The organism is Mucilaginibacter sp. AK015, from assembly GCF_014200785.1.
Classification (GTDB): domain Bacteria; phylum Bacteroidota; class Bacteroidia; order Sphingobacteriales; family Sphingobacteriaceae; genus Mucilaginibacter.
On the sequence record NZ_JACHCV010000001.1, the window covers coordinates 1433085 to 1454306 of the forward strand.

The window sequence follows — 21222 nt, forward strand, 5'->3', positions numbered from 1 at the left end:
ACTAAAACCCGGCGTATACCAATCATGAACATCGCGAAGCAAAATAATATCCGGATAGACAAAACATAGACACCAAAAAACGGCGACGGTAAAGCGCCGCCTGGTTTGTATATCGCGGAAGAATAAAGGCTGATGATCAGCACGCTGACCGTAGGAACTTTCTGAGGTCTTCGCTCCGGGTAAGGGAAAGTTTCTTTTTTAGGCGGTAGGTATGCGTGCGCACACTCTCCTGGTTTATGCCTAAAAGGTTCCTGATGTCGTCGTAAGACATGTCCATTTTGAGGTAGCAGCAGTACTTAAGGTCGATTGGAGTGAGATAGGGGTACCTGGCCGCTAAAAACCCAAAAAAGTTAGGGTTTGCCTGCTCAAAATGCAGTTTAAAGTCTATCCATAAGTGTTTATCGTTTTGCGCAATTTTAATTGCGTTAACAATGGAACTTAGTTCGCTTCTTAATGAATTATCCGCTTTTTCGTGAATGTCGGCGATCCGGTTTTTCACTTTAGTTAAGAGCACTGACTTTTGGTCGAGCTCCATAATATAGCGGCTAAGGCTGGCGACCGCGGCCGGATCGACCCCCGGCATTCCAACTGCCGCAAGCGGCACCGCGGCGGGTGATTCGTGCTGCAGAAGAAAGATAGAATTTATACACGAGCACAGGTGATTTTTTATTTTAATGTGCTCGATGGAGTAAGTAAACATAATGTGCTGTGCTGACCAGCACAGCCGCTCTATCTCGATGCCCCTGGTCACACACAACATGGGCGTTTTATTTGCTGAAACCTGGAAACAGGTATCGATAACCAATTGGTTGTTCCAAAAGCTCAGTACGATAATATCCGGTTCAACCGCCTTGGTGATCTTGAACAGATCGACACCCCGGGTAACGGATGTTATCCGGAATTTAAACATGCAGGTTTCTTTAAAAGCACTCAACAATAAGGTCAGCCGGTCGGTATCATCACAACCTATTACTATTGATTTCTCTGCCATCATCCTTTTTCAGTATGCAGGTCAGGTACAGCAATCCCGCGGATATTATACGTTACATGCACCCGGGAAAAGGTTATAATGTAAGGGGCTTTCATCAGGACGGGTTTAGGTATTAACTATCTTGCTAATTTTAACCATTAAGCAAGCAGAAATTAAAGATAAGACAGGTTTTTAAAATAACAAAGGGCAAAATCAGCTTTTTTTACTTTTGAAACTTGGGCATTTAACGTGGCGCGCCGCCCAACCGATCTACCGGAAGGCCTGCAAAGGGTTAAACGCACAGGTGTTACCTGTGTATGGAAGATTGAGCTAACCAGGAAATGAAAAAATCAGACTAATCACTTGAGCAAGAATTTTACCGCTCTTCCATCCAGTTCAGAAAGCTGTGCGATTTCTCTTTATTGATCAGCAGTTTTTCCGGTGTTTCGATAATCAGTTTAACATATAACTTCCGCAGAAAATAGTGCTCTACCTCCTTAATCGCCCTGAAGTTGACCAGATACTGCCGGTTAATCCTGAAGAATTGTCTAGCCGAAACAGAAGCAGCAATAGTATCAAGTGATTGGTTAAGCGCATACTCCTGCCCGTCGAAACACATTATCGAGGTGGAATCATTTCTGATGTAGAAGAACGCAATATGATCTGTTTGCACGGTCGTATATTTCTGATTTTTAAAAACCAGAAAACTGGTTTTCCCGCTAGAGGGGTTAAGCCTTAAGAGCAGGCTTTCTAAATCGGGCGAAGTTTTTTGTTGAAAAAAGTTTTTTAGCTCATCCACCTTTCGTAATGCTTCTTTGATGTCGTCTTTAGAGAACGGCTTTAGTACATAATCAACACCATTGCTTTTAAATGCCTCCAGCGAGTACTCATCAAAAGCGGTACAGAATACAACCGGACAGGTGATTTTTACAGATTTGAATATTTCAAACGATAAGCCATCAGCCAACTGAATATCCATAAAGATCAGATCCGGTTGTGCTGCTGCATTGCTCAATGCTGCTACCGATTCTTCTACACTTTGGTATTGTCCGGTTATCCGTGCGTTGGGTTTGAGATCTTTAATAATGGTTTCGAGCGACTTAGCCGTCCGTCGTTCGTCTTCAATAATGAGAATGTTCATATATAAGCGGAAGTTTTACCTTAAAAGTTTTGTCGTCATTAATAATTTCAATATCCTTTTCCAGCAGATGGCTGTAACGTAACCCAATATTTTTCAAGCCCACACCTGTGGATCTCACCTCGCCTTTTTTTACCTGCAGTTTATTTTCTACTACTATGTACTCGCTATCTTCGTAAATACTAATATGCAACGGGCGCTGTAACGATACGACGTTATGCTTAATGCAATTTTCAATTAGTAATTGCAGTGTAAAAGGAGGAACCAGGGTTTTTAACGTCCGATCGGTTAGCTTACTGGTGAATGTAAATCCACCATCGAAACGCGCCCGTTGCAGAAAAAGATAGGCGTTCACAATCTCCATTTCCTCGCTTAAACAGATCAGGTCCAGTTTTCGGCTCTCTAAAGTAAAGCGGTAGAAGTTGGACAGTTTGAGAATAAAATTCACTGATTCCTCGTCGCCGGATTCTACCATCGCCTTTAAGGTGTTTAGGCTATTGAACAAAAAATGCGGATTGATCTGCTGCTTCAGCAATTCGTACTGCGCTGCCAGGTTGTCGCTTTTGATGCGTTCCAGTTCCATGCTCACGTGCTGGTTTTCATAGTTCTGTTGCAGCAGATTTAAGAACATGTAAAAGACCAGGTTAATGAGTATACCGCGCACTTCGACCATCAGCATGGTAGGGCCGAAATTGATGTGAGAAAGAATCAGTTGCTGCACCCAGGCCAAAGCAAACATCACGATTAGGCCGAATAATAAAGAGCTGAACAATTTGCTATACGAGATACTTTGCCGGCGCCTGTTACCTGGCTTGCGCGATAACATATAAATGTTGAAATACCACATCAATACGGCAAAAGAGCCGGTTAGCCCCGCATTTACCGCCGCTTCAAGCGGATTGAATTGGTGCGAAGCTAGTTGCGGTACTGATGACAACAAGCCCAGTATGACAGAACTGATCCAAATAGTGGCGTGTGATATTTTAAGCCTGGAGTTTTTCATTTATACAACCCTTGAAGATAACATTGTTTAACAAAGCTATCAATTTCGTAAAAGTACGCGTTAGATGTTCCTTTAACCCAGCTTATGAGCGTGAAGCAGACATTTCCTTTCCCCAAATGGACAACATACGCCCTTAAAAGTAAGGACTTAATACATAGATTTTAACATTTTTGTTAAACAAAAAAGATTAAATACTATTTTTGAACCGGAATGAGTATAACGATAAGTACCTTATCTTACCGTCACCCTAATAAGGAGCGGTTATTTGAACAAATTAGTTTTACGATAAATAAGGGCGAGAAAGCTGCGTTGGTAGGTAATAATGGAGCCGGAAAATCTACATTGTTGCAACTCATAGCAGGAATATCGCAGCCATCGACAGGTAATATTTTCACATCATCGGCACCCTGGTATGTACCACAGCACTTAGGTCAATATAATAGCTTAACAATTGCAGCAGCCCTAAAGGTTGATCATAAGTTAGCAGCTATAAAAGCAATTACAGAAGGTAGCATTGACGAGCAACACTTTAACAACCTGGAAGATGATTGGGAAATTGAAGATAAGGTACGTGAAGCTTTAAGCAAATGGCAACTTGGTCATCTATTGCCTAAACAACAAATGGCAGACCTTAGCGGGGGTGAAAAGACAAAAGTATTCCTTGCAGGGATTGATATTCATGCCCCTGAAATAATTCTGCTTGATGAACCTTCCAACCACCTCGATGTTCGTAGCCGCGAGCAACTATATGAATTGATTAGTAATATCAAGGCAACACTACTGGCGGTAAGTCATGACCGTACTTTGCTTAACCTGCTTGCCGAAACATTTGAACTAAGCCCATTCGGTATTGAAGTATACGGTGGCAATTTTGATTTCTACCGGGAACAAAAAGAAGGCAAACTGAATGCTTTAGAAAACGACCTGCACGAGCAATCAAAAACGTTAAAGCAAACCCGGCAAAAAGCACGCGATGTGACAGAAAAACGGCAAAAGATAGAATCGCGCGGACAAGCTAAAGGGAAATCAGGGTCTTTGCCAAGGATTATTGCAGGTGGTTTAAAAAGTAAAGCCGAAGGCAGTACGGCTAAAGCATTGGATGTCCAGGATGAAAAGCTTTCGGCCATCAGTGACAATATCAGGAATATCCGTGGGCAGATACAGCAATACCAGGTACTTAAAATTGACATTGGACCGTCTGATCTTCACCAGGGCAAAGTGCTGGTGGATGCGACTGATCTGACTTACGATTTTGGTAACGGTCCGCTGTGGCAACCGCTTATCTTTCAGATTCGATCAGGAGGCAGGGTACATATCAAAGGCAATAACGGCGCGGGTAAAACTACTTTACTTAAATTAATTACCGGAATGCTGACAGCGAGTCTCGGAAGCATCAGACGGGCAGACTTCACTTACCTGTACCTCGATCAAGAGTACAGGATTATTAATCCTGATAGGACGGTTTATGAGCAGCTGCAGCATTACAATAGCCGAAACTTGCAGGAACACGAGCTCAAATCGCTATTGATCTATGCACAGTTTGAACGCCAGGCCTGGGACAAAAATTGCGGGGTGTTAAGCGGCGGTGAAAAAATGAAACTTTCGCTATGCTGCCTATCGGTAAGTAATCACACGCCGGATATACTGATTTTGGATGAACCGACCAACAACCTGGATGTGAAAAGCCTGGAAGTACTTACTTCAACGATTAAGGATTTTAATGGAACGTTGCTGGTGATATCCCATGACCGCTACTTTACGGAAGAGATAGGTCTTGACCAAACTATTGAGATAAAAAGAATTCTTTAAAAACATATGCCAGCCAAAGACAACGGAACCGAACAATTAATCAAAGCCACGGCCAAACGCATTTTCTTTGCGGAGGGAAAACTACATGCCACTACGCAGGACATTGCTACTGCCGCCGGCGTAAACCGCGCCGCACTGCACTATTATTTCAGAACCAGAGATCAGCTTGTTGCCGAAGTTTTTAAAGAATCCATGCAGGCCTTAAGCCTGCGCTTAGGAAACATCATGTCGGCTAAGATGCCTTTCAGAAAAAAAATAGAGATGTTGATCGATGCGTTTGCGACGGAAATGAGAGAATACCCTTATCAGGAAGTCTTCCTGGTCACGGAGATGAATACTGTCGGTCATGGCCTGGTGACTAAAATTGATGAGGGCCCCGTATCTTTTTTTCTAACTGAAATTGAAAAGGAAATGCAGTTGGGAACGATTGGAAAGATGAATCCTAAGCATTTTCTGATCAACCTTTTCTCTTTGCTTTCTTATCCGGTTATCATGTCGCCAATTTACCGCCAGTTCTTTAAGATGAACCATCAGGAATTTGATCAACTAATTGCTGAGCGCAGGGAACTGATCTACCGGATGATGTTTAAATAAAAAAGCGGAAGCAGTTTTCAAGCCCGCTTCCGCTTCAATCAAACACAATAGCCGTTAAACTGCTACATTGATCTCCACGTTAATATTGCCACGTGTTGCTTTTGAGTAAGGACAAGTTTGGTGCGCGGCCTCTACTACTGTTTTGGCTTGTTCTGCAGTCAGTCCGGGCAGGCTGATTTTAAGGCGGGCCTGTAATTGAAAACCGCCGTCGCCGTTACCTAAGGCGACTTCGGCGTCGACAGCCAGATTTGCAGGTAAGGCTATTTTTAAGCCGGAAGCATTATGCTTCATCGCGCCGATAAAGCAGGCGGACCAGCCGGCAGCAAACAATTGCTCGGGGTTAGTGCCGGTACCGGGGCCGCCGGGTGTAGAAAGGCTGATATTTAAACGGCCATCGCTGCTGGTTGCCTTACCTTCACGGCCGCCGGTGATATGAACTTTGCCGGTGTATAATACTTTGCTTATTTCAGCATTTGCCGTATTGGCGCTGCTGATCACATTTTGATTTTCCATTTGATCAAGGTTATCGTTTACTAATATTTAACTATTCAATTATTGTGCAAGCGCGTCAGCCTCTTTAATAGCGTTGGCAAATGCTTGCGGCGCTTCTTGCGGTAAATTATGGCCAATACCGCCTGTTAAGGTGTGATGCACGTACTTGCCTTTGAATTTCGCTGCGTACTGGGCAGGGGCCGGATGTGGTGCTCCGTTAGCATCTCCCTCTAAGGTTACCGTAGGTACAGTTATTGCAGGACCGGTTGCCAGTTTCTTTTCCAACTCATCATATTGTGGTTCACCTGTGGCAAGGCCTAACCTCCAGCGGTAATTGTGTATGACGATGGCCACATGATCGGGGTTATTAAAGGCCGAAGCTGAGCGGTTGTAATCCGCATCGCTGAACTTCCACTCAGGAGAGGCAGTTTGCCATATCAGTTTATCGAAATCCTTTCTGTTGGTCTCGTAACCTAACCGGCCACGCTCGGTAGCGAAGTAGTACTGGTACCACCATGCTTGCTCTGCCTTTGGAGGCAGTGGAGCTTTATTAGCTGCCTGGCTACCGATCAGGTAACCGCTTACTGATACCAAAGCTTTTACGCGCTCGGGCCATAACGCGGCAACGATATCGGCCGTACGGGCACCCCAGTCAAAGCCGCCCAGGGTTGCTTTTGGAATATGAAGGGCATCCATCAAGGCAATTACGTCTACCGCCAGCGCTGCCTGCTGTCCGTTTCGCATTGTTTTCGCGGAAAGGAAAGTGGTGCTGCCATACCCCCTGAGGTAGGGTATTATAACGAGATATCCCTGTGCTGCCAGTATTGGTGCAACCTGCGCATAGCTGTTGATGTCATATGGCCAGCCATGCAGTAGGATAACCGGTTTACCGTTTACCGGCCCAACTTCGGCATAACCTACGTTGAGCACACCAGCTTTGGTTTGCTTAATTTTTGTGAAAGCGGTGTCGGAAGGACTTGTTTGCTGAGCGGTACTTTGATTAAGCACTGGCTGTGCTCGTAACAGATCTGAACTGCTTAGCAATATGATAACTATCGTTACGGCGGCTGCAATTATTAAGATGCGACGGCCGGCAGTTGTAATTTCTTTCATAGCAATTGATATTTATAGTGTTGCGATTGACGATTTGTGGATTATACTCTTTCGAAGTTATTGACTACTTGTTCTGCACCGGCTTTGGTGTAAGTGGCCGGGTACAGTTTTCTGAACATGATGTAGGTAATTGAAATTGCGATGAAAGCAATAATGGCATCAACAGTCGGGGCAAAACCAAGCACGGCTAGTTTAGAGAAGAAAGCAAAAGTGATATCGAAAAAGATGCCCGCAAATACCCATTCTTTTAGTCGAAGAAAGCGATTGGGAGTTAACAATACGGCTACGCCTAAAAGTTTAGCTACGCCGAGAATGTAAATAAAGTGCGGTGGGTAACCCAGTTTTACGGTAATGTCCCAAACCACAGGGTTTTTAGTAAGTTCGAAGAAACCGCTTGCGCCAAACCAAAGTGAGATAAAGATGGCACCTGACCAGTAAATTGTTTTTGATGTTTTTAAGTTCATGACGTTGTTTGTTTTGATTGTTGACACAAAGTTGTGCTAAAACAAACCCCGGAATGAGCAGATAATGGCTCAGGCGGACAGATCTGGGCACGAGTTAGACATTAACCGTGCTGGATAATTCCAGTTCAGCTTTTTTTAAGCTTTTCGCGATGCTCTTTTCCCCACTTGATCATGTGCAGGATGATATCACCGAAAGAATAACAGTAATCTGTTGGCGAGTACTCTACCGTTACAGGGCTTGTAGGGATGACGGTCCGTTTTAACAACTTGTTCGCTTCCATATCTTTCAGCTCACGCGAAAGCATGCGGGCCGTAATACCGGGAATACTACGTTCTATTTCCCGGAACCGCCGGTTGCCATTGCAGATAGAGTTGATAATAGGCAATTTCCACTTGCCGCCTATAACATAAATGGTGTCCTGCAGGGCTTGTACTTCTTCCCGCTGATTTCGCGGATTGGAAAGCACTTCTTCAGCCAGTTTATTTCGCTCTTTTTGATTCATTATTGGTATACTCCATGATACTGGTAACAAAGTTATACCAATAATGGCATAGGTTTGCCTAAAATTTATTCAAATGGAAAATTTAAAAGGAAAAATAGCATTAGTAACCGGTGGCAACAGCGGAATAGGCTATGCGACTGCCAAAGAATTAAAAGCGCAAGGTGCTGAAGTGATTATTACCGGCAGAAGAAAAGAAGCGATAGACGCGGCAGCCGACGAATTAGGTATAACCGGACTGCTGGCCGACCAGGGCAGCGTATCAGACATCGAGCAATTGGCAGAAACCGTGAAAGAAAAATTCGGTCAAGTGGATATCCTGTTTATCAATGCAGGCATCGTGGGCGGAGCTTCCATAGAAAAGGCCACTGAAGAAACGTTCGATCAGGTCGTGAATATCAACTATAAGGGCGCTTATTTTACATTAAGTCGTTTCCTTCCCCTTTTACCTGACGGCGCCTCAGTTGTTTTTCTGTCCTCTAACACCGCCAGTATGAACGGTACGAATTCGTCGATATACTCGTCAACTAAAGCTGCACTAAATGCCGTTATGCGCATCGCTGCTTTGGAACTCGCTCCGCGCAAGATCCGGGTAAATGCAGTCAGTCCGGGCCCAACGCAAACGGAGATACTAAACAAGCTTGGGCTGGATCAGACCGCACGGAAAGGATTGGACGACTGGATGATCGGGCAGATCCCATTAAAGAAGATCGGTACAGCTGACGATGTGGCTAAGATGGTAGCCTATTTCTGCGGAGATGCTGCCAGCTTTATTACCGGAGCAGAGATCATTATGGACGGCGGCATGAGTTTATAATACCGCAGTTTCATCGTTAAAACTTCAGGGTTGACGGGCAGTTGTGTCCGCTTCAGCCCTTTTTTATTCCAGGCTGTGCAGTTCTACCAATAGTTTTGAATCAAATCAAAAGATCAGAACTATGAAAATGTTAAAATTATCCGCCATTTGCGCTGCCGTTGTACTCTTATCAACATCGGCTGCGTATGTCGACCGTCAGCATTTAAATAAACGCAAACCTATGAATTTCGATTCAGGTAACGGTTTCGCCGTATTAGAGTTATTCACTTCTGAGGGCTGCTCGAGCTGCCCGCCTGCCGAAGCGCTACTGGAACGCATTCAAAAAGAAGCGGGAGACAAACCTGTTTATATATTAGCTTACCATGTAGATTATTGGAACCGCCTGGGTTGGAAAGATGTATTTAGCAGCCCTGAATTTTCTAAAAGGCAGTACTGGTATAATAGCAAGTTTACGAGCGAAGTATATACGCCACAACTTATCGTTAATGGTAAAACGGAGTTTGTGGGCTCAGATGAGGGAGCGATCAGAAAAAATTTGACATCTGCCCTGAATGAAAAAGCGACAGCTACATTAGCCTTACAGGGTCTGCAAAAGACGAACAGCATTACAGTGCACTATAAATTAACAGGTCAGCCTTTACAAGGTCAACTGGTAATCGCTTTAGTACAAAAGCACGGCGTAAGCCAGGTAAAAGCCGGTGAGAACGAAGGCCGAATCCTCCAGCATGCGCAGATCGTGCGGCAGTTCAGTACGTTCCCCCTGGCAACGGATGGCCAAGGCAGCCAAACGATAGCGTTACCGGCGGGATTTGATTCAGAAAATTGGGAGATGATCGGCTTTGTACAAAACACCGGGACCGGCGAAATATCAGCCGCCGGAAAGACCACTGTTTCATCAAATCTTTAAGCTTTCATTAAACATTAATCCATATAGAATCATGAAAACATCATTCAAATCTTCAGATAACCTTCACTTTTTAATTTTTACTATCCTGTTTATAGCAGCACTTATTAACTTAGGAACGGATGTAGCTCATGCTCAACCCAAGGGAGTAAAAAACATTGTATTAGTTCACGGCGCTTTTGCCGACGGCTCTGGTTGGAAGCCGGTTTACGATATACTGGTAAAAAAAGGATATCACGTCAGTATCGTACAAAATCCTTTAACATCGCTGAAAGCGGATGTTGATGCCACCAACAGTGTGATTAACCGGCAGGACGGAAAGGTGATTTTAGTAGGCCACTCGTGGGGAGGGACTGTTATCACCGAGGCTGGTGTTAATGAAAAAGTGGCCGCATTGGTGTACGTTGCAGCTTTTATGCCGGATAAAGGCGAAACTACAGGAAAATGGGTTGCTGCGGCACCTGCTTCGCCCGAAGCTGGCTTCACTGCGCCGGACCAGTTTGGTTATGTTTACTTCGATCCGGCTAAATTTCATGGCGGCTTTGCCGGTGATTTAAGCACGGCACAAAGCGACTTTATGAATGCGTCGCAAGTGCCAATTATGGGCACTTGCTTTGAAGAACCCGCGCATAATATAGCATGGAAAAGCAAGCCAAGCTATGGTATCATCGCAACGCTCGATAAAGCTTTGAACCCTTCGACCGAACGTGCGATGTACGAACGCGCAAAAGCTAAGATCACAGTAATTAATGGCAGCCATGTAATATTCATTTCTCAGGCCGAGGCCGTAGCAGAAGTAATTATTAAAGCCGCAAATGAATTGCAATAAAAGACATCATCATTAATCCTTTGAAATATTTTGATATGAAAACAATAGAAAGCGTTTTTGTGAACGGACAGTTCAGAAAACCACATGGCACACAAGTGGTAAAAATAATGTCTCCTTTAGATGGAGAAGAAATAGCACAGATAACCTATGCGGATGAGCAAGATACCTTATTGGCTATTGAAGCGGCTGAAGCTGCTTTGCCGGCATTTGCCGCCAGTACAAAAGCCGAACGGATTGCTTATTTAAACAGAATAAGTGTCGAAATTGAATCACGCATAGATGATTTGATCAACGCCACAATTTTGGAATACGGCGCTCCCAATGAGCGGGCGCAATGGGCCAACCTGATTGCCGCTACCACTTTTGCCAATCAGGCAAAATTATTGGAAGATTATGCTTTTACAAAGCAGGTGAATGAATCTACCGTAGTAATGGAACCTATCGGCATTGCCGCTTTATTTACCCCCTGGAACGCGGTAGCCCGGATCAATAGCTATCAAAGTTGCTGCTGCCATAGCCGCGGGCTGTACCGTGATACTCAAGCCAAGTGAATTCGGCGCATGGCAGGCACAAATTATCATGGAGTGTATTGCCGCAGCCGGCCTGCCTGCGGGTGTGGTCAACATGGTTAACGGAGACGGTGCAGTGATCACCAAGCCAATCATGAAAAATGATCAGGTAACCAAAATATCATTTACCGGTTCCACCGTAATAGGCAAACTACTGGCCAGACAAGCGGTCGATACAATGAAGCGGGTAACGCTGGAATTAGGCGGGAAATCAGCCAACATAATACTCGATGACGCTGATTTAAACCAAGCTATACCCATGGCACTGCAAGCAGCTTTTATGAACAATGGGCAGGCATGTATCGCGGGTACCCGATTATTAGTACCCGAAGCTAAAATCGACGAGGTGAAACGGCTATTGACCCGGGAAGCCGCTCAATTCGTAGTGGGCGATCCGTCTGTCGCCGATGTTAAGATCGGCCCGCTGGCCAGCCACAAACAGTATGAACGTATCCAGCAGTATATTCAAAGCGGAATTAACGAAGGTGCCGAACTGCTTGTCGGCGGCGTAGGAAAGCCGGAAGGGTTGGAAAAAGGCTTTTACGTAAAGCCAACCATTTTTATTGGGGTGCGGAATGACATGAGGATCGCCAGAGAAGAGATCTTTGGTCCGGTGTTGTCTGTTCTTTCCTATCGCACCGAAGATGAAGCAATTAAAATAGCTAACGATTCTGAGTACGGTTTAATGGCCTACGTAAGCTCGGGCGAAGAAGAGCGCGCTCAAAACGTTGCTGATCAACTTAAAGCAGGCCGGGTATTGATCAATACCTTAAAACATGATCCCATGGCACCTTTCGGAGGTTTCAAAAGTTCAGGGATCGGCCGGGAAAACGGAATAACAGGTCTGGAAGAATATCTGGAACCAAAAACCATAATCAAATAAGGACTCAAAAATACCGTGAAAGATCAGAAATCCGCACCTTTTTTCATCTTAAAAAACCCCGAAATCGAAGGTTCGGGGGATTTATTAATCGTTTTACTCATTTAAAACTGTTAAAAGATGAGAACATCACAGTCATTTGGTGTACGCTTCACCGTAAAAACGGACAAGGTAAAAGATGATATAGCCTGTGTGTACATTTCGTGATCAGTAAGATATGAATTTAATACTTTTCTGAATAAAAAAAACTATTGAGACATAGCTACTTCTCTTTTTTTAGTCCTTTTGGCTGCGAAGGTATCTGAATCTTAAATACGCCAGCAGTTCTCTTGGCCTGTCTGTTTGTAAAACCATCGCACCATGAGCCAGCAGCCAGTCCCAGCTATCTTTTTTGTTGCCTTCTTCTACAGCAAGGTCGTCGTCGTGCCCAGCGTTGAGGGATGCCCAAAGTGAGTTGAACCAAACTTTAGCACCAGTCCGGGTAATAAATTTATTATCGGTAAGAATAGATGAGGTATCCGTTTTAAAGTTCAGCTCAAAAGCCCAGGGCTTCATGTGTTGCAGGTACTCGTTAATTATCAACCGCGCGTCCGGCTTATCCAAATTAACAACAGGCATGTAGGTTATGCTGTCTATCAGGCTTCCATAGCGTTTTTCCAGTGCCGGGTAAGTTACGTCCGCCTTAAATATGGCTTGTTTCAATGTGCCGGTTTCATTAAGCGCCTGATAGGCTTCGCGGTAATATGGGTAGCTCTTGTCCAGGTTTACCATAACGGGTTTTCCTTTAAGTGCCTGCATCACCTCTTTAAAGGTTGGAATAGGGTTGCGGGTTACGCGGCCTAACCCATTCTTCAAACCAAACTTGCGGATCTCTTCCAGCGTGTAATCAGACGGTTTACCTTTGCCATTGGTGGTTCGGTCGATAGTTTGGTCGTGCATAATAATAAGCACGCCATCTTTAGTTTTGTTTAAGTCCAGCTCGACAATATCTACACCCATAGCGGCGGCATACTCAAAAGCACGTAACGAATTCTCCGGCGCATTCCGCCAGTCTCCACGGTGCGCGGCTACCAATACTTTATTCTGGGCTTTTAGGATGCCGGCGGCTAACAGCAGTACAGTTACGATCAGTTTTGTTCTCATCTTAAGCAAATTAAAAAGGGGATGTTACTCCCCTTTTATTATTATTATCATTATTAATTATAGCCCGGGTTTTGGTACATTTTCTCCGGATTCAGTTTGTACTCATCAAACGGGATCGGGAAGTATATGTCTTTTGTGGTGAAGTTACTAAGTTTAGGTATACCAAAATCCGCCTGACTTTTAGCTCTAAAATAAATAACAAGGTCCTCGGCATTAAAAGTGCGCAACAGATCGAACCAGCGGTGGTGCTCAAACGCCAGCTCAACACGGCGTTCGTGCAGGATAGCCATACGCAGGTCGGTGTATTTGTCGGCATAAGCCGGGTTGGTTAACGATGCCGCGTAGGTTGGCATACCTGCCCTTGTACGTACCATATCCAGGTAGGTAATTGCGCCGCCTTTATCGCCAAGGTAATTGCTTACTTCGGCCAGCATCAATATAACATCGGCGTAGCGGATCAGTATCCAGTCGTTACCGCCATAACCCAGGTTTGACGCCGTAGGGCTGGTGTCCCTGAATTTAGTGATAAAGTAATCCTTAACAATAGGGTCGTTAGCAAATTTTACCGAGAACGCCATGCGCGGGTCGCCTGCTTCATATTCCTTGATTAGATCGGGCGTTACGTTACCGCCCACACCAGACTGTGGCGCGAGTGAATTGATGTTTTCGCCTTTTGCCTGGTTATTGGCAGCTATAGAAGAGCTGTAGGTAGGGTCGCCCTGTTTGTTTACGATCTGCCAGATGACCTCCTGGTTGGAAGCTTTCTTAGCTACGTCGAAAACATCAGCATACGGGATACTGCTTAAGCTACCAAATTTACGCATATTGTACGCGGCAAGCAGGTAAGTTTTGGCGTTGTTGAGATTCTCTGTACGGGCGGCCTGGTCTTGCGTGGTTGCCATGGTTAAATAAACCTGGCCCAATGTAGCATTTATGGCTGCTTTTGATGTACGGCCCAGGTTTGCGCCGCTTTGCAGATCGGGAAGGTTACTGTTTAACGCATCTTTAAGGTCAGCTACTATTTGCGCGTAAACAACGGCCTGTTTTTCGCGGGCAGTAGCGTCGGTCAGTTCACCATAAGTAAGTTGTTTAGTTACCAGGGGTACGTCGCCCCAGGTGCGTACCAACTGGAAATACATTACCGCACGTAAAAATTCGGCTTCGGCAATATATTGCTGCTTTTGGGCAGGATCGCTAAAGGTTACTTTATCAATGTTTGATAACACCACATTAGCACGAGAGATAGTACCATACAATGATACCCAATGGCTTTTTAAATAAGTGTTGCTTGGCAGTATAGAAAAATTGCCGAACTGAAACGGCTCGCCGGCGTTAGACTGATTGTCATTGCGGCCCGTATCGTCAGACCGCTCATCCGTCCATAAACCGCTGTTTTCGCCAATATTGTTGCTGCTGCGTAACGATTGGTAAATACCATTCACGGCTGTTAAAACGTCTGACGGTGTACGAAAACTTTCGCTTAAGTCAATTGCGTTAGGATTTTTCTGATCCAGAAAATCTTTTTTACATGAGGGCATTGATACTGCGAGCAAAGCGGCTGCACTCACGGTTATAATAATATTCTTCTTCATCTCTTTTATCATTTAATGTTTAGAATGTAGCACGTAAGCCTAAGTTAAAGGAGCGCACCAAAGGATACACACCATAGTCGATTCCGGGGGCAAGGTTAGACGGTTGGGTGTTGTTTGAAGCACCGCTGCTGAAGTTATAGTCAACCTCGGGATTGTACCCTTTGTATTTGGTAATGGTAAACGCGTTTACCACCGAGGCGTAAATACGCAGGTTACTCATGCCAATTGCTGTAACAGCCGATTTTGGCAAAGTGTAACCCAGGGTGATGTTATTACACCGCAGAAACGAACCATCTTGCAGATAGAAAGTTGATAAGCGGGTACTGTTGCTTTGTGTACCTGCGCGTGATGCACGATAAACGGTGCCATTTCCCGGGTTTGCAGCGTTACGATAGCGGTCGGCCACGTTTGCATACTGGTTGCCCGATCCTTCCATATTGTACAGGTAATAATCCTGCCCGTCTAACACTTCATTGCCTTGCGAGCCGTTAAAAGATGCGCTGAAGTCGACCTTTTTATAGTTAAGGTTCATAGCAAAGCCATAAGTGAAATCGGGGTATGGGTTACCGATAACGGTTTTGTCAGCATCATTCACGATGCCATCACGGTTAGTGTCCTCGAAATAAAGATCGCCAACATGTAATGGGTTTGATTGTGCCGATGACGGTGCAACTTTGCCAATGTTCTCTTCAGTTACCATGCCCGCTACTTTGAAGCCGTAGAACATACCTACAGGTTGCCCCTGTTCGGTAATGTTAGTTAAGTAAGAACGCTCGGCACCGTTAATAATAATGGTATTGTTCCCGCTAAGTTTGGTAACCTTATTGCGGTTGATAGAGATGTTACCGCTTATACTAAGATTAAAATCTTTACTTTGAACTGCACGGCCATCCAGTTGGAAATCAAAACCGGTGTTGCGGATCTCGGAGTTACGCAGATTGGTAAGGATTGTTGTAGCACCCGAAATGGCCGATATAGGCTGGTTGTACAGCAAATTATAAGATTTACTTATGTAGTAATTGGCAATTAACGATAAACGGTCTTTAAGTAAACCAAACTCGGCACCAAAGTTATACTGAGAGGTAGATTCCCAGCTAAGATTAGGGTCTTTTAAACCGTTAGGATAGGTTGCAGAGGCAACCTGGCCGTTACCAAATACCACACCGGTTGGGTTAGAGAGTGTTTGCAGATAGCCGTAATTAGGAATGTTGTAATTACCACTTAAGCCCCAGCTTGCCCGCAATTTAACGGTTGATTGTTCGCCAAGCAGGCTGTTGTAAAAAGGCTCTTCAGATAATGTCCAGCCGGCAGCTACCGATGGAAAATAACCGTACTTGTTTTTAGGGCCAAAACGAGAAGAACCATCTGCACGGAATGAACCCGTTAGGTAGTATTTGCCAGCGTAGTTATAGGCAACCCGACTAAAATAAGATAGTAGCGTAGTAGTTGATTTACCTGTATTGTTGTTTAGTGTAAAAAAGGCTGCATCGGCACCCTTACCTGTTACTTCGGTAACGTTATCATTCTGGAAACCCTTTGCCGTAACCGACAAAAGGTCGCCGGTTGTACGCTGAATGGTATAACCGCCCAACGCGTCGATACGATGTTTACCGAATTGCTTGTTGTAATTAAGTGTAAACTCGGCTAATTGATCATTAACGGTATTGGTTTGGGCTACGGCATTTGCGGCGGCAATTGACTGTGCCGACCCCGGAGGGTTAGCACCGCTACTTAAAGTAGTTGGCAAATAGTAATCATACTTCTCATTATATGTATTAGTACCAACGTTGACTTTAAAGGTTAACGGATCAATTATTTTATAGCTGGCCACGGCATTAACGTTGGTACGGTAACCTTTCCTGCTAATTTTTGTACGGGTTGCCAGCGCAACAGGGTTTTCAATGCTTTGGAAACCGTAGGCCGATGACTGCGCAGCCGCTGTATTGGTAGCCAGGGAACCATCTGCATTATAGGCCGGGAAGAATGGCATATAAATTAATGCACCCAAAATAGGGCCGTGATCAAACCTGCCCTCCTGCGTCTCGCGGTTGTAGTTTTGGGTATAAGAGACATTAGCGCCCACGTGTAGTTTTTTGCTGATGTCGGACTCTACGTTCGAACGAAAGTTATAACGCTCCTGGCCTGATGATACAATGATACCCGGCTGGTTCTGGTAAGCGCCGCTGAAATAATAACGCGTGCCGTTTGAACCGCCCGAAAACGAAAGGGTATGCTTTTGGTACAACGTTTTGCGGTAGAGCTCGTCCTGCCAGTCGGTGTTTACCGTTTGGTGTTTCAACGATTGAGTCGAAAAGTCATACAGGTAATCGGGGATCTGCACACTACCTGCGTTACCTACGTTGGTAACCCGGGTTGCATTTGGGTCGCCGTACATGGCATCATTCCATGTGTGGCCGGTGTTCACCCAAAGGTCATGGTAGGCGTTGTTACGGCCATCAATAACTAACTGAGCAAAGTCATCAGAGTTAAGCAGCTTTACTTTATGGGCCAGTTGGTCGCTACCTATCTGAACATCGTATTCAAATTTGCCTTTACCCTCTTTACCGCGCTTGGTTGTGATCAAAACCACACCACCTGATGCCCTTGAACCATATATAGCAGCAGATGCAGCATCTTTTAAAATGTCTATAGATTCTACATCTTCAGGGTTAATATACACGTCGTTATTAGCAGGGTAACCATCAATAACATAAAGCGGATCGGAACTGGCGTTGAACGAACCGACACCCCTTACGCGTATTTTGGTGCTCTGGTAAGGTGCGCCACTGGTTTGCGACACCTGCACACCGGCAATTTTACCGGCTAAAGCCTGCCCAAGGGTTGGCGCGGCCAGGTTAAGCTCGCTTGCTTTAACACTTGAAATGGCGCCGGTTACATCGCTTTTACGCATGGTTTGATAGCCAATAGCCACCACTTCGTTAAGCATGTTGGCCTGCGGTTTAAGTTTTATATTTATCGGGCTGCCAGTGTAAGTAATTTCCTGGCTCATGTAGCCAATAAAACTAAACACCAGGGTAGCACCCCTATCGGCATTAATAGAAAAGTGGCCCCTGGCATCGGTACTAACTGCAACAGATGTATTTTTTACGCTTACGGTTACACCGGGCAGTGGCTGGTCGGTCTCGTCTATTACGGTACCTGTAATGTTGTCGAAAGTTGCTGCACTTGCAGCGGGTTTGGCGGCAAAAGCCGTGGTAGCAAACATTAACAGTAAAACAAAAGTAATACTGTTACATGCTTGCTTTAAAAGATTGGCGGTAATCTTTTTTTGCATACATTTAAAAGTTAATTGTTGAAAGACTTATTGGTATGAGTTTATAAACAAGCGATCACTTAAACCGGAAGATGTTAGCGCAGCTCCGGTTTTTGTGTTTTATGCCTGTTTTCTGTCAGATAGGAAATGGTGCTACATAGGCGGAAATTTTAACGATTTTTAAATAAGTTAATTACTTTATTAAATTAAAAGTAAATTACAGTTGGGTACTTTACTATAATGGCAACAAAGCTATCACAGATGTCTTAACAAAACAGCGTATAAAGGTTAACATTCTGTTAAGTGGAAAAAATATTTTACCAGGTAGTGCTGGTATAGTTAACGTTGTTTTTACGTGAGGAGGTAACGGCTATGCCCGTATGCCCGTTAATGAAGGTAAAGCCTTCCAGTTCATCCTGTCGGCTGTCTATATCAACCTGCTTGATCACCTGCATACCGCCGGCATCTACAGACTTCTTCAGGTCTACATAAGTTAAACGCCATTTACGGCCTTCAATCTGATTTTGTATCAGGATAAGGATGCCCTTATCAGATACCCAATGCAGGTTTTGCACCCAAGGTGTACAGGTAAACTTTTTGTAAAGCACTCCCGGTTCCGACGTTTTTTTGCAATGCGCCAGCTTTTCCGGGTCGTACAACCTCACTTCGTTTCCTTTGTTGCCATAATCGGCAGTGGCAAGGTACCATTTGTTGTTATACTTTACATATTCGGGTCGGGTGCCCTGTATGCAGGCCTCATCGTCAATAGTACTGATGATGTTGCCATCAAGCGTGCCTGTATTTTGCAATCCCGGCCAGTTAATTTGGTATATAACCGCCTTCCACTGCGTACCCTCTTTATTTAGACGGATGGAATTACCGATGAACACCTTGTCGCCGCCATTGTAGGCAATGCCGGTTGGGTGGCCTATCACGTCTTGTCCGTTTTGGGTAAGTTTATATTCTTTGTTGATGTAAACCAGGCTATCCTTTTGCCACTTGTACTCGCGTATCATGCCCACCTCCCTATCGCCGTATAAAAATATGCGGCCTTTCTGGTAAGATGCTCCCTGGCAGGCACCAAGCGAATCTACAGTGGTTTCGCGCACAATGGTGGTATCGATGTTCTTTTGAACAAATGGGGTAAGCCAGGCGGCTAATAATAACGAGATGACAGACAGTGTAGTTTTCATTGTTTTTATGGATCCATTGGCTCATCAGCATCTATCTGCAGCGAGGTAATAACCGGATAAAATTCAAGTTCGGTTTCAGATAATCGCTTGCCCAGCTTGTACGGTACATACTTTAATTCGTTAAGGCATCGCTTCTCCATATTTTCTATAAAATCATTCTGGTATTTATCCGTAACGATAAGTCCGGGTTTGGCAAACGGCATACCATACCTAAAAACTATCCTGACATCATTACGGATGTTAGTTGTAGTGTGGCGGGCATGCGGGTCAATTATTACCGCGTAACCGGGTACATGCAGGGTCTTGATCATATACTTTCGCATTTCAATCGCCTCGTTATTCCGGGTTTTGTAAGGATGCACCGCCCCGCCAGATACCACTACAAACGGCGCTTTACCTGCAAAGTATGCCCTTGCCGCGGTGCGGCAGCGCAACATTCCCTCTCCGCTTAATGGTGTGGTCAGATTATCCGGACCTGCTCCCGGCACCAGTATATGGCTGTATGGATACCCCGCCCAATTAATGGTTTTTATTTTGGTTACGGCGAGCTTATTTTCGGTTGCTGCCATCGGTTCAAAGTCGCCCGCATTATTGCGTTCATTTATTTCAAGAAAAGTAAGCGCTGATTGGAGAGGTATGGCAAAGAAAAGGCTGTTTGATCTGGTTACATCGGCAACACCGGCTGCACAATCATACATTAATATAAGGTAGTTTTTCTTGTGAACATCAAAGCTGATAGAATCAATAACAGGATAGTTGGGCTTTCGGCCTTCGCCATAAACACCGATGGCAAAATTTACCGCCGCGGCATCCTGTTGCCAGGCTTTTATTAAAAGGTTAGCGGGCGTTTCATCTTTATACAAAATATAACATCCAGACGGAATGAGCTGTGTTTTAACCAACTTGTCTAACGCGTTACCGGGCTTGTATAAAGCCGCTAAGCGGTTACTTACCAGCTCAATATCCGCAGAGGTAAACTTCAAAGCTGCCGGCAAGCAAAGCCCATCCTTGCAATTTTTTATCGCGGCTTGCAAGGCATTATACTTTTCTTGCGAAAGTTTACTTAACTGGGCGTCGGCTTTTAAAAGGGATTGTACCTGTTTGTCCTGCTCAAGTAAGGTAAGCAGGTAATAGTTCTTTGCTTTAACCCAGTTATTACCCGATACAATTTTGTACCCGGGCAATGCGCCTGAATATTGTGCAGATACACCAAAAGAAAATAAGAAGAATATGGAAAATACTAAGATCTTTTTCATGCGGTATTTGAAGACGCAAATTAGCCGAACACTTGTTAAGTACACATTATATTGGGATTACAAAAATGTTATGATTACGACGCACCATACTTACCTTCCCTAAACATACGTGCCGCATCCGCCCAGTTCGGGTCGCCCTCGTGCCATGCACATTCATAACCACCCGGTCGAAAAAGCAAAGGAACAGTTATCAGTCAGCCCGGCCTCGATAAGCGAAATTGCCTATCAATTAGGTTTCGAACATCCCCAGTCTTTTAGCAAATTTTTCAAGCTCAAAACCACTGTGTCGCCTTTGGATTTCAGGCGTTCTTTTGCGAGGTAACATCGCTACCCAAAAAATTAAATACAGATACGGTGATGGCTAAAGGTTCAAGTCCTTTACGTTCTACAATGTATTTTGCTGTGGTGCAATGGCAGCACGCCTGGTTTTGGTCCGGGTAGTAGTGGTTCGAATCCATTCAGGAAAACATGGATTTTTAAGGAGTGATCGCCATGGGATTGAGTGAATGGTTCTGCACACAAGCGGGTAAGGGAAGGTATGATTTATTTACAGAAAAATCTGTAAATAGGATTGCATTAATAAAACCCAATGTGTTTAAGGTAGAAAGTCAGCTAGTGTGAGCGGGTGGTGTAATTATCTTACTTTAAAAAATGTTCATATATATACGTTGCAATTACGGAT

20 protein-coding genes and 1 tRNA gene are annotated in these 21222 nt (G+C 44.6%); 9 read left to right on the forward strand and 12 right to left on the reverse strand.

Annotation, left to right across the window (positions count from 1 at the left end):
- Positions 1-136 precede the first annotated feature (136 nt).
- From HDC91_RS06330 to HDC91_RS06340, 3 genes are all read right to left on the reverse strand, one after another.
- On the reverse strand, positions 137-994 hold the full coding sequence (locus HDC91_RS06330; RefSeq protein WP_183549439.1) for a hypothetical protein: 858 nt from the start codon (positions 992-994) through the stop codon (positions 137-139).
- Between the two features lie 352 nt (positions 995-1346).
- Entirely contained in the window at positions 1347-2111 is a 765-nt protein-coding gene (locus HDC91_RS06335; protein ID WP_183549441.1) for a LytTR family DNA-binding domain-containing protein, read from the reverse strand.
- Entirely contained in the window at positions 2092-3111 is a 1020-nt protein-coding gene (locus HDC91_RS06340) for a sensor histidine kinase (RefSeq protein ID WP_183549444.1), read from the reverse strand. Before HDC91_RS06340 ends, HDC91_RS06335 begins: the two co-directional genes overlap by 20 nt.
- A 210-nt stretch (positions 3112-3321) precedes the next feature.
- Between HDC91_RS06340 and HDC91_RS06345 the strand changes: the two genes are divergently transcribed.
- Both HDC91_RS06345 and HDC91_RS06350 read left to right on the forward strand, forming a co-directional pair.
- Complete coding sequence (locus HDC91_RS06345; protein WP_183549447.1) at positions 3322-4920, forward strand: ABC-F family ATP-binding cassette domain-containing protein; 1599 nt, start codon at positions 3322-3324, stop codon at positions 4918-4920.
- A gap of 6 nt (positions 4921-4926) precedes the next feature.
- Positions 4927-5514 (forward strand): TetR/AcrR family transcriptional regulator, encoded by a 588-nt coding sequence (locus HDC91_RS06350; RefSeq protein ID WP_183549450.1) that lies wholly within the window; start codon positions 4927-4929, stop codon positions 5512-5514.
- Between the two features lie 54 nt (positions 5515-5568).
- Here the strand turns inward: HDC91_RS06350 and HDC91_RS06355 are convergent, their stop codons facing one another.
- The 4 genes from HDC91_RS06355 to HDC91_RS06370 all read right to left on the reverse strand — a co-directional run bounded on the left by HDC91_RS06355 (position 5569) and on the right by HDC91_RS06370 (position 8086).
- Positions 5569-6027: an organic hydroperoxide resistance protein gene (locus tag HDC91_RS06355; RefSeq protein ID WP_183549453.1), complete on the reverse strand. Its 459-nt coding sequence runs from the start codon at positions 6025-6027 to the stop codon at positions 5569-5571.
- Between the two features lie 39 nt (positions 6028-6066).
- Positions 6067-7119 (reverse strand): alpha/beta fold hydrolase, encoded by a 1053-nt coding sequence (locus tag HDC91_RS06360; RefSeq protein WP_183549455.1) that lies wholly within the window; start codon positions 7117-7119, stop codon positions 6067-6069.
- A gap of 41 nt (positions 7120-7160) precedes the next feature.
- Positions 7161-7583 carry a DoxX family protein gene (locus HDC91_RS06365; RefSeq protein ID WP_183549459.1) on the reverse strand — a complete coding sequence of 141 codons (423 nt, stop codon included), beginning with the start codon at positions 7581-7583 and terminating at the stop codon, positions 7161-7163.
- A gap of 125 nt (positions 7584-7708) precedes the next feature.
- Positions 7709-8086, reverse strand: coding sequence for a helix-turn-helix domain-containing protein (locus HDC91_RS06370; RefSeq protein ID WP_183549462.1), 378 nt, complete (start codon positions 8084-8086; stop codon positions 7709-7711).
- Positions 8087-8159: 73 nt separating this feature from the next.
- On the opposite strand from HDC91_RS06370, the gene HDC91_RS06375 reads away from it, so the two are divergent.
- From HDC91_RS06375 to HDC91_RS06390, 5 genes are all read left to right on the forward strand, one after another.
- Entirely contained in the window at positions 8160-8900 is a 741-nt protein-coding gene (locus tag HDC91_RS06375) for an SDR family oxidoreductase (protein WP_183549466.1), read from the forward strand.
- 121 nt (positions 8901-9021) lie between these two features.
- Positions 9022-9807: a thioredoxin family protein gene (locus tag HDC91_RS06380; RefSeq protein ID WP_183549469.1), complete on the forward strand. Its 786-nt coding sequence runs from the start codon at positions 9022-9024 to the stop codon at positions 9805-9807.
- Between the two features lie 31 nt (positions 9808-9838).
- Positions 9839-10633 carry an alpha/beta fold hydrolase gene (locus HDC91_RS06385; RefSeq protein ID WP_183549470.1) on the forward strand — a complete coding sequence of 265 codons (795 nt, stop codon included), beginning with the start codon at positions 9839-9841 and terminating at the stop codon, positions 10631-10633.
- A 35-nt stretch (positions 10634-10668) separates the two neighbouring features.
- Positions 10669-11184 carry an aldehyde dehydrogenase family protein gene (locus tag HDC91_RS19845; protein ID WP_221262118.1) on the forward strand — a complete coding sequence of 172 codons (516 nt, stop codon included), beginning with the start codon at positions 10669-10671 and terminating at the stop codon, positions 11182-11184.
- Positions 11165-12085, forward strand: a complete 921-nt coding sequence (locus tag HDC91_RS06390; RefSeq protein WP_370576791.1) for an aldehyde dehydrogenase family protein — start codon at positions 11165-11167, stop codon at positions 12083-12085. Before HDC91_RS19845 ends, HDC91_RS06390 begins: the two co-directional genes overlap by 20 nt.
- Positions 12086-12358: 273 nt before the next feature.
- Here HDC91_RS06390 and HDC91_RS06395 read toward each other — a convergent pair whose 3' ends face one another.
- The 5 genes from HDC91_RS06395 to HDC91_RS06415 form a co-directional block, all read right to left on the reverse strand.
- Entirely contained in the window at positions 12359-13225 is an 867-nt protein-coding gene (locus HDC91_RS06395; protein WP_183549473.1) for a glycerophosphodiester phosphodiesterase family protein, read from the reverse strand.
- 53 nt (positions 13226-13278) lie between these two features.
- Complete coding sequence (locus tag HDC91_RS06400; protein WP_162431684.1) at positions 13279-14817, reverse strand: RagB/SusD family nutrient uptake outer membrane protein; 1539 nt, start codon at positions 14815-14817, stop codon at positions 13279-13281.
- 19 nt (positions 14818-14836) lie between these two features.
- Positions 14837-18112: a TonB-dependent receptor gene (locus tag HDC91_RS06405; protein WP_183549476.1), complete on the reverse strand. Its 3276-nt coding sequence runs from the start codon at positions 18110-18112 to the stop codon at positions 14837-14839.
- A 296-nt stretch (positions 18113-18408) separates the two neighbouring features.
- Positions 18409-19284 (reverse strand): hypothetical protein, encoded by an 876-nt coding sequence (locus tag HDC91_RS06410; protein ID WP_183549479.1) that lies wholly within the window; start codon positions 19282-19284, stop codon positions 18409-18411.
- Positions 19285-19289: 5 nt separating this feature from the next.
- Positions 19290-20540, reverse strand: a complete 1251-nt coding sequence (locus HDC91_RS06415) for a YdcF family protein (RefSeq protein WP_183549482.1) — start codon at positions 20538-20540, stop codon at positions 19290-19292.
- A 145-nt stretch (positions 20541-20685) separates the two neighbouring features.
- Here HDC91_RS06415 and HDC91_RS06420 point away from each other — a divergent pair, with 145 nt between their 5' ends.
- The gene (locus HDC91_RS06420; RefSeq protein ID WP_183550963.1) at positions 20686-20862 is read left to right on the forward strand and encodes a helix-turn-helix domain-containing protein; all 177 of its coding nucleotides are present in this window, start codon (positions 20686-20688) and stop codon (positions 20860-20862) included.
- Positions 20863-20936: 74 nt separating this feature from the next.
- Positions 20937-21007 (forward strand) — tRNA-Gln (locus tag HDC91_RS06425).
- Positions 21008-21222 lie beyond the last annotated feature (215 nt).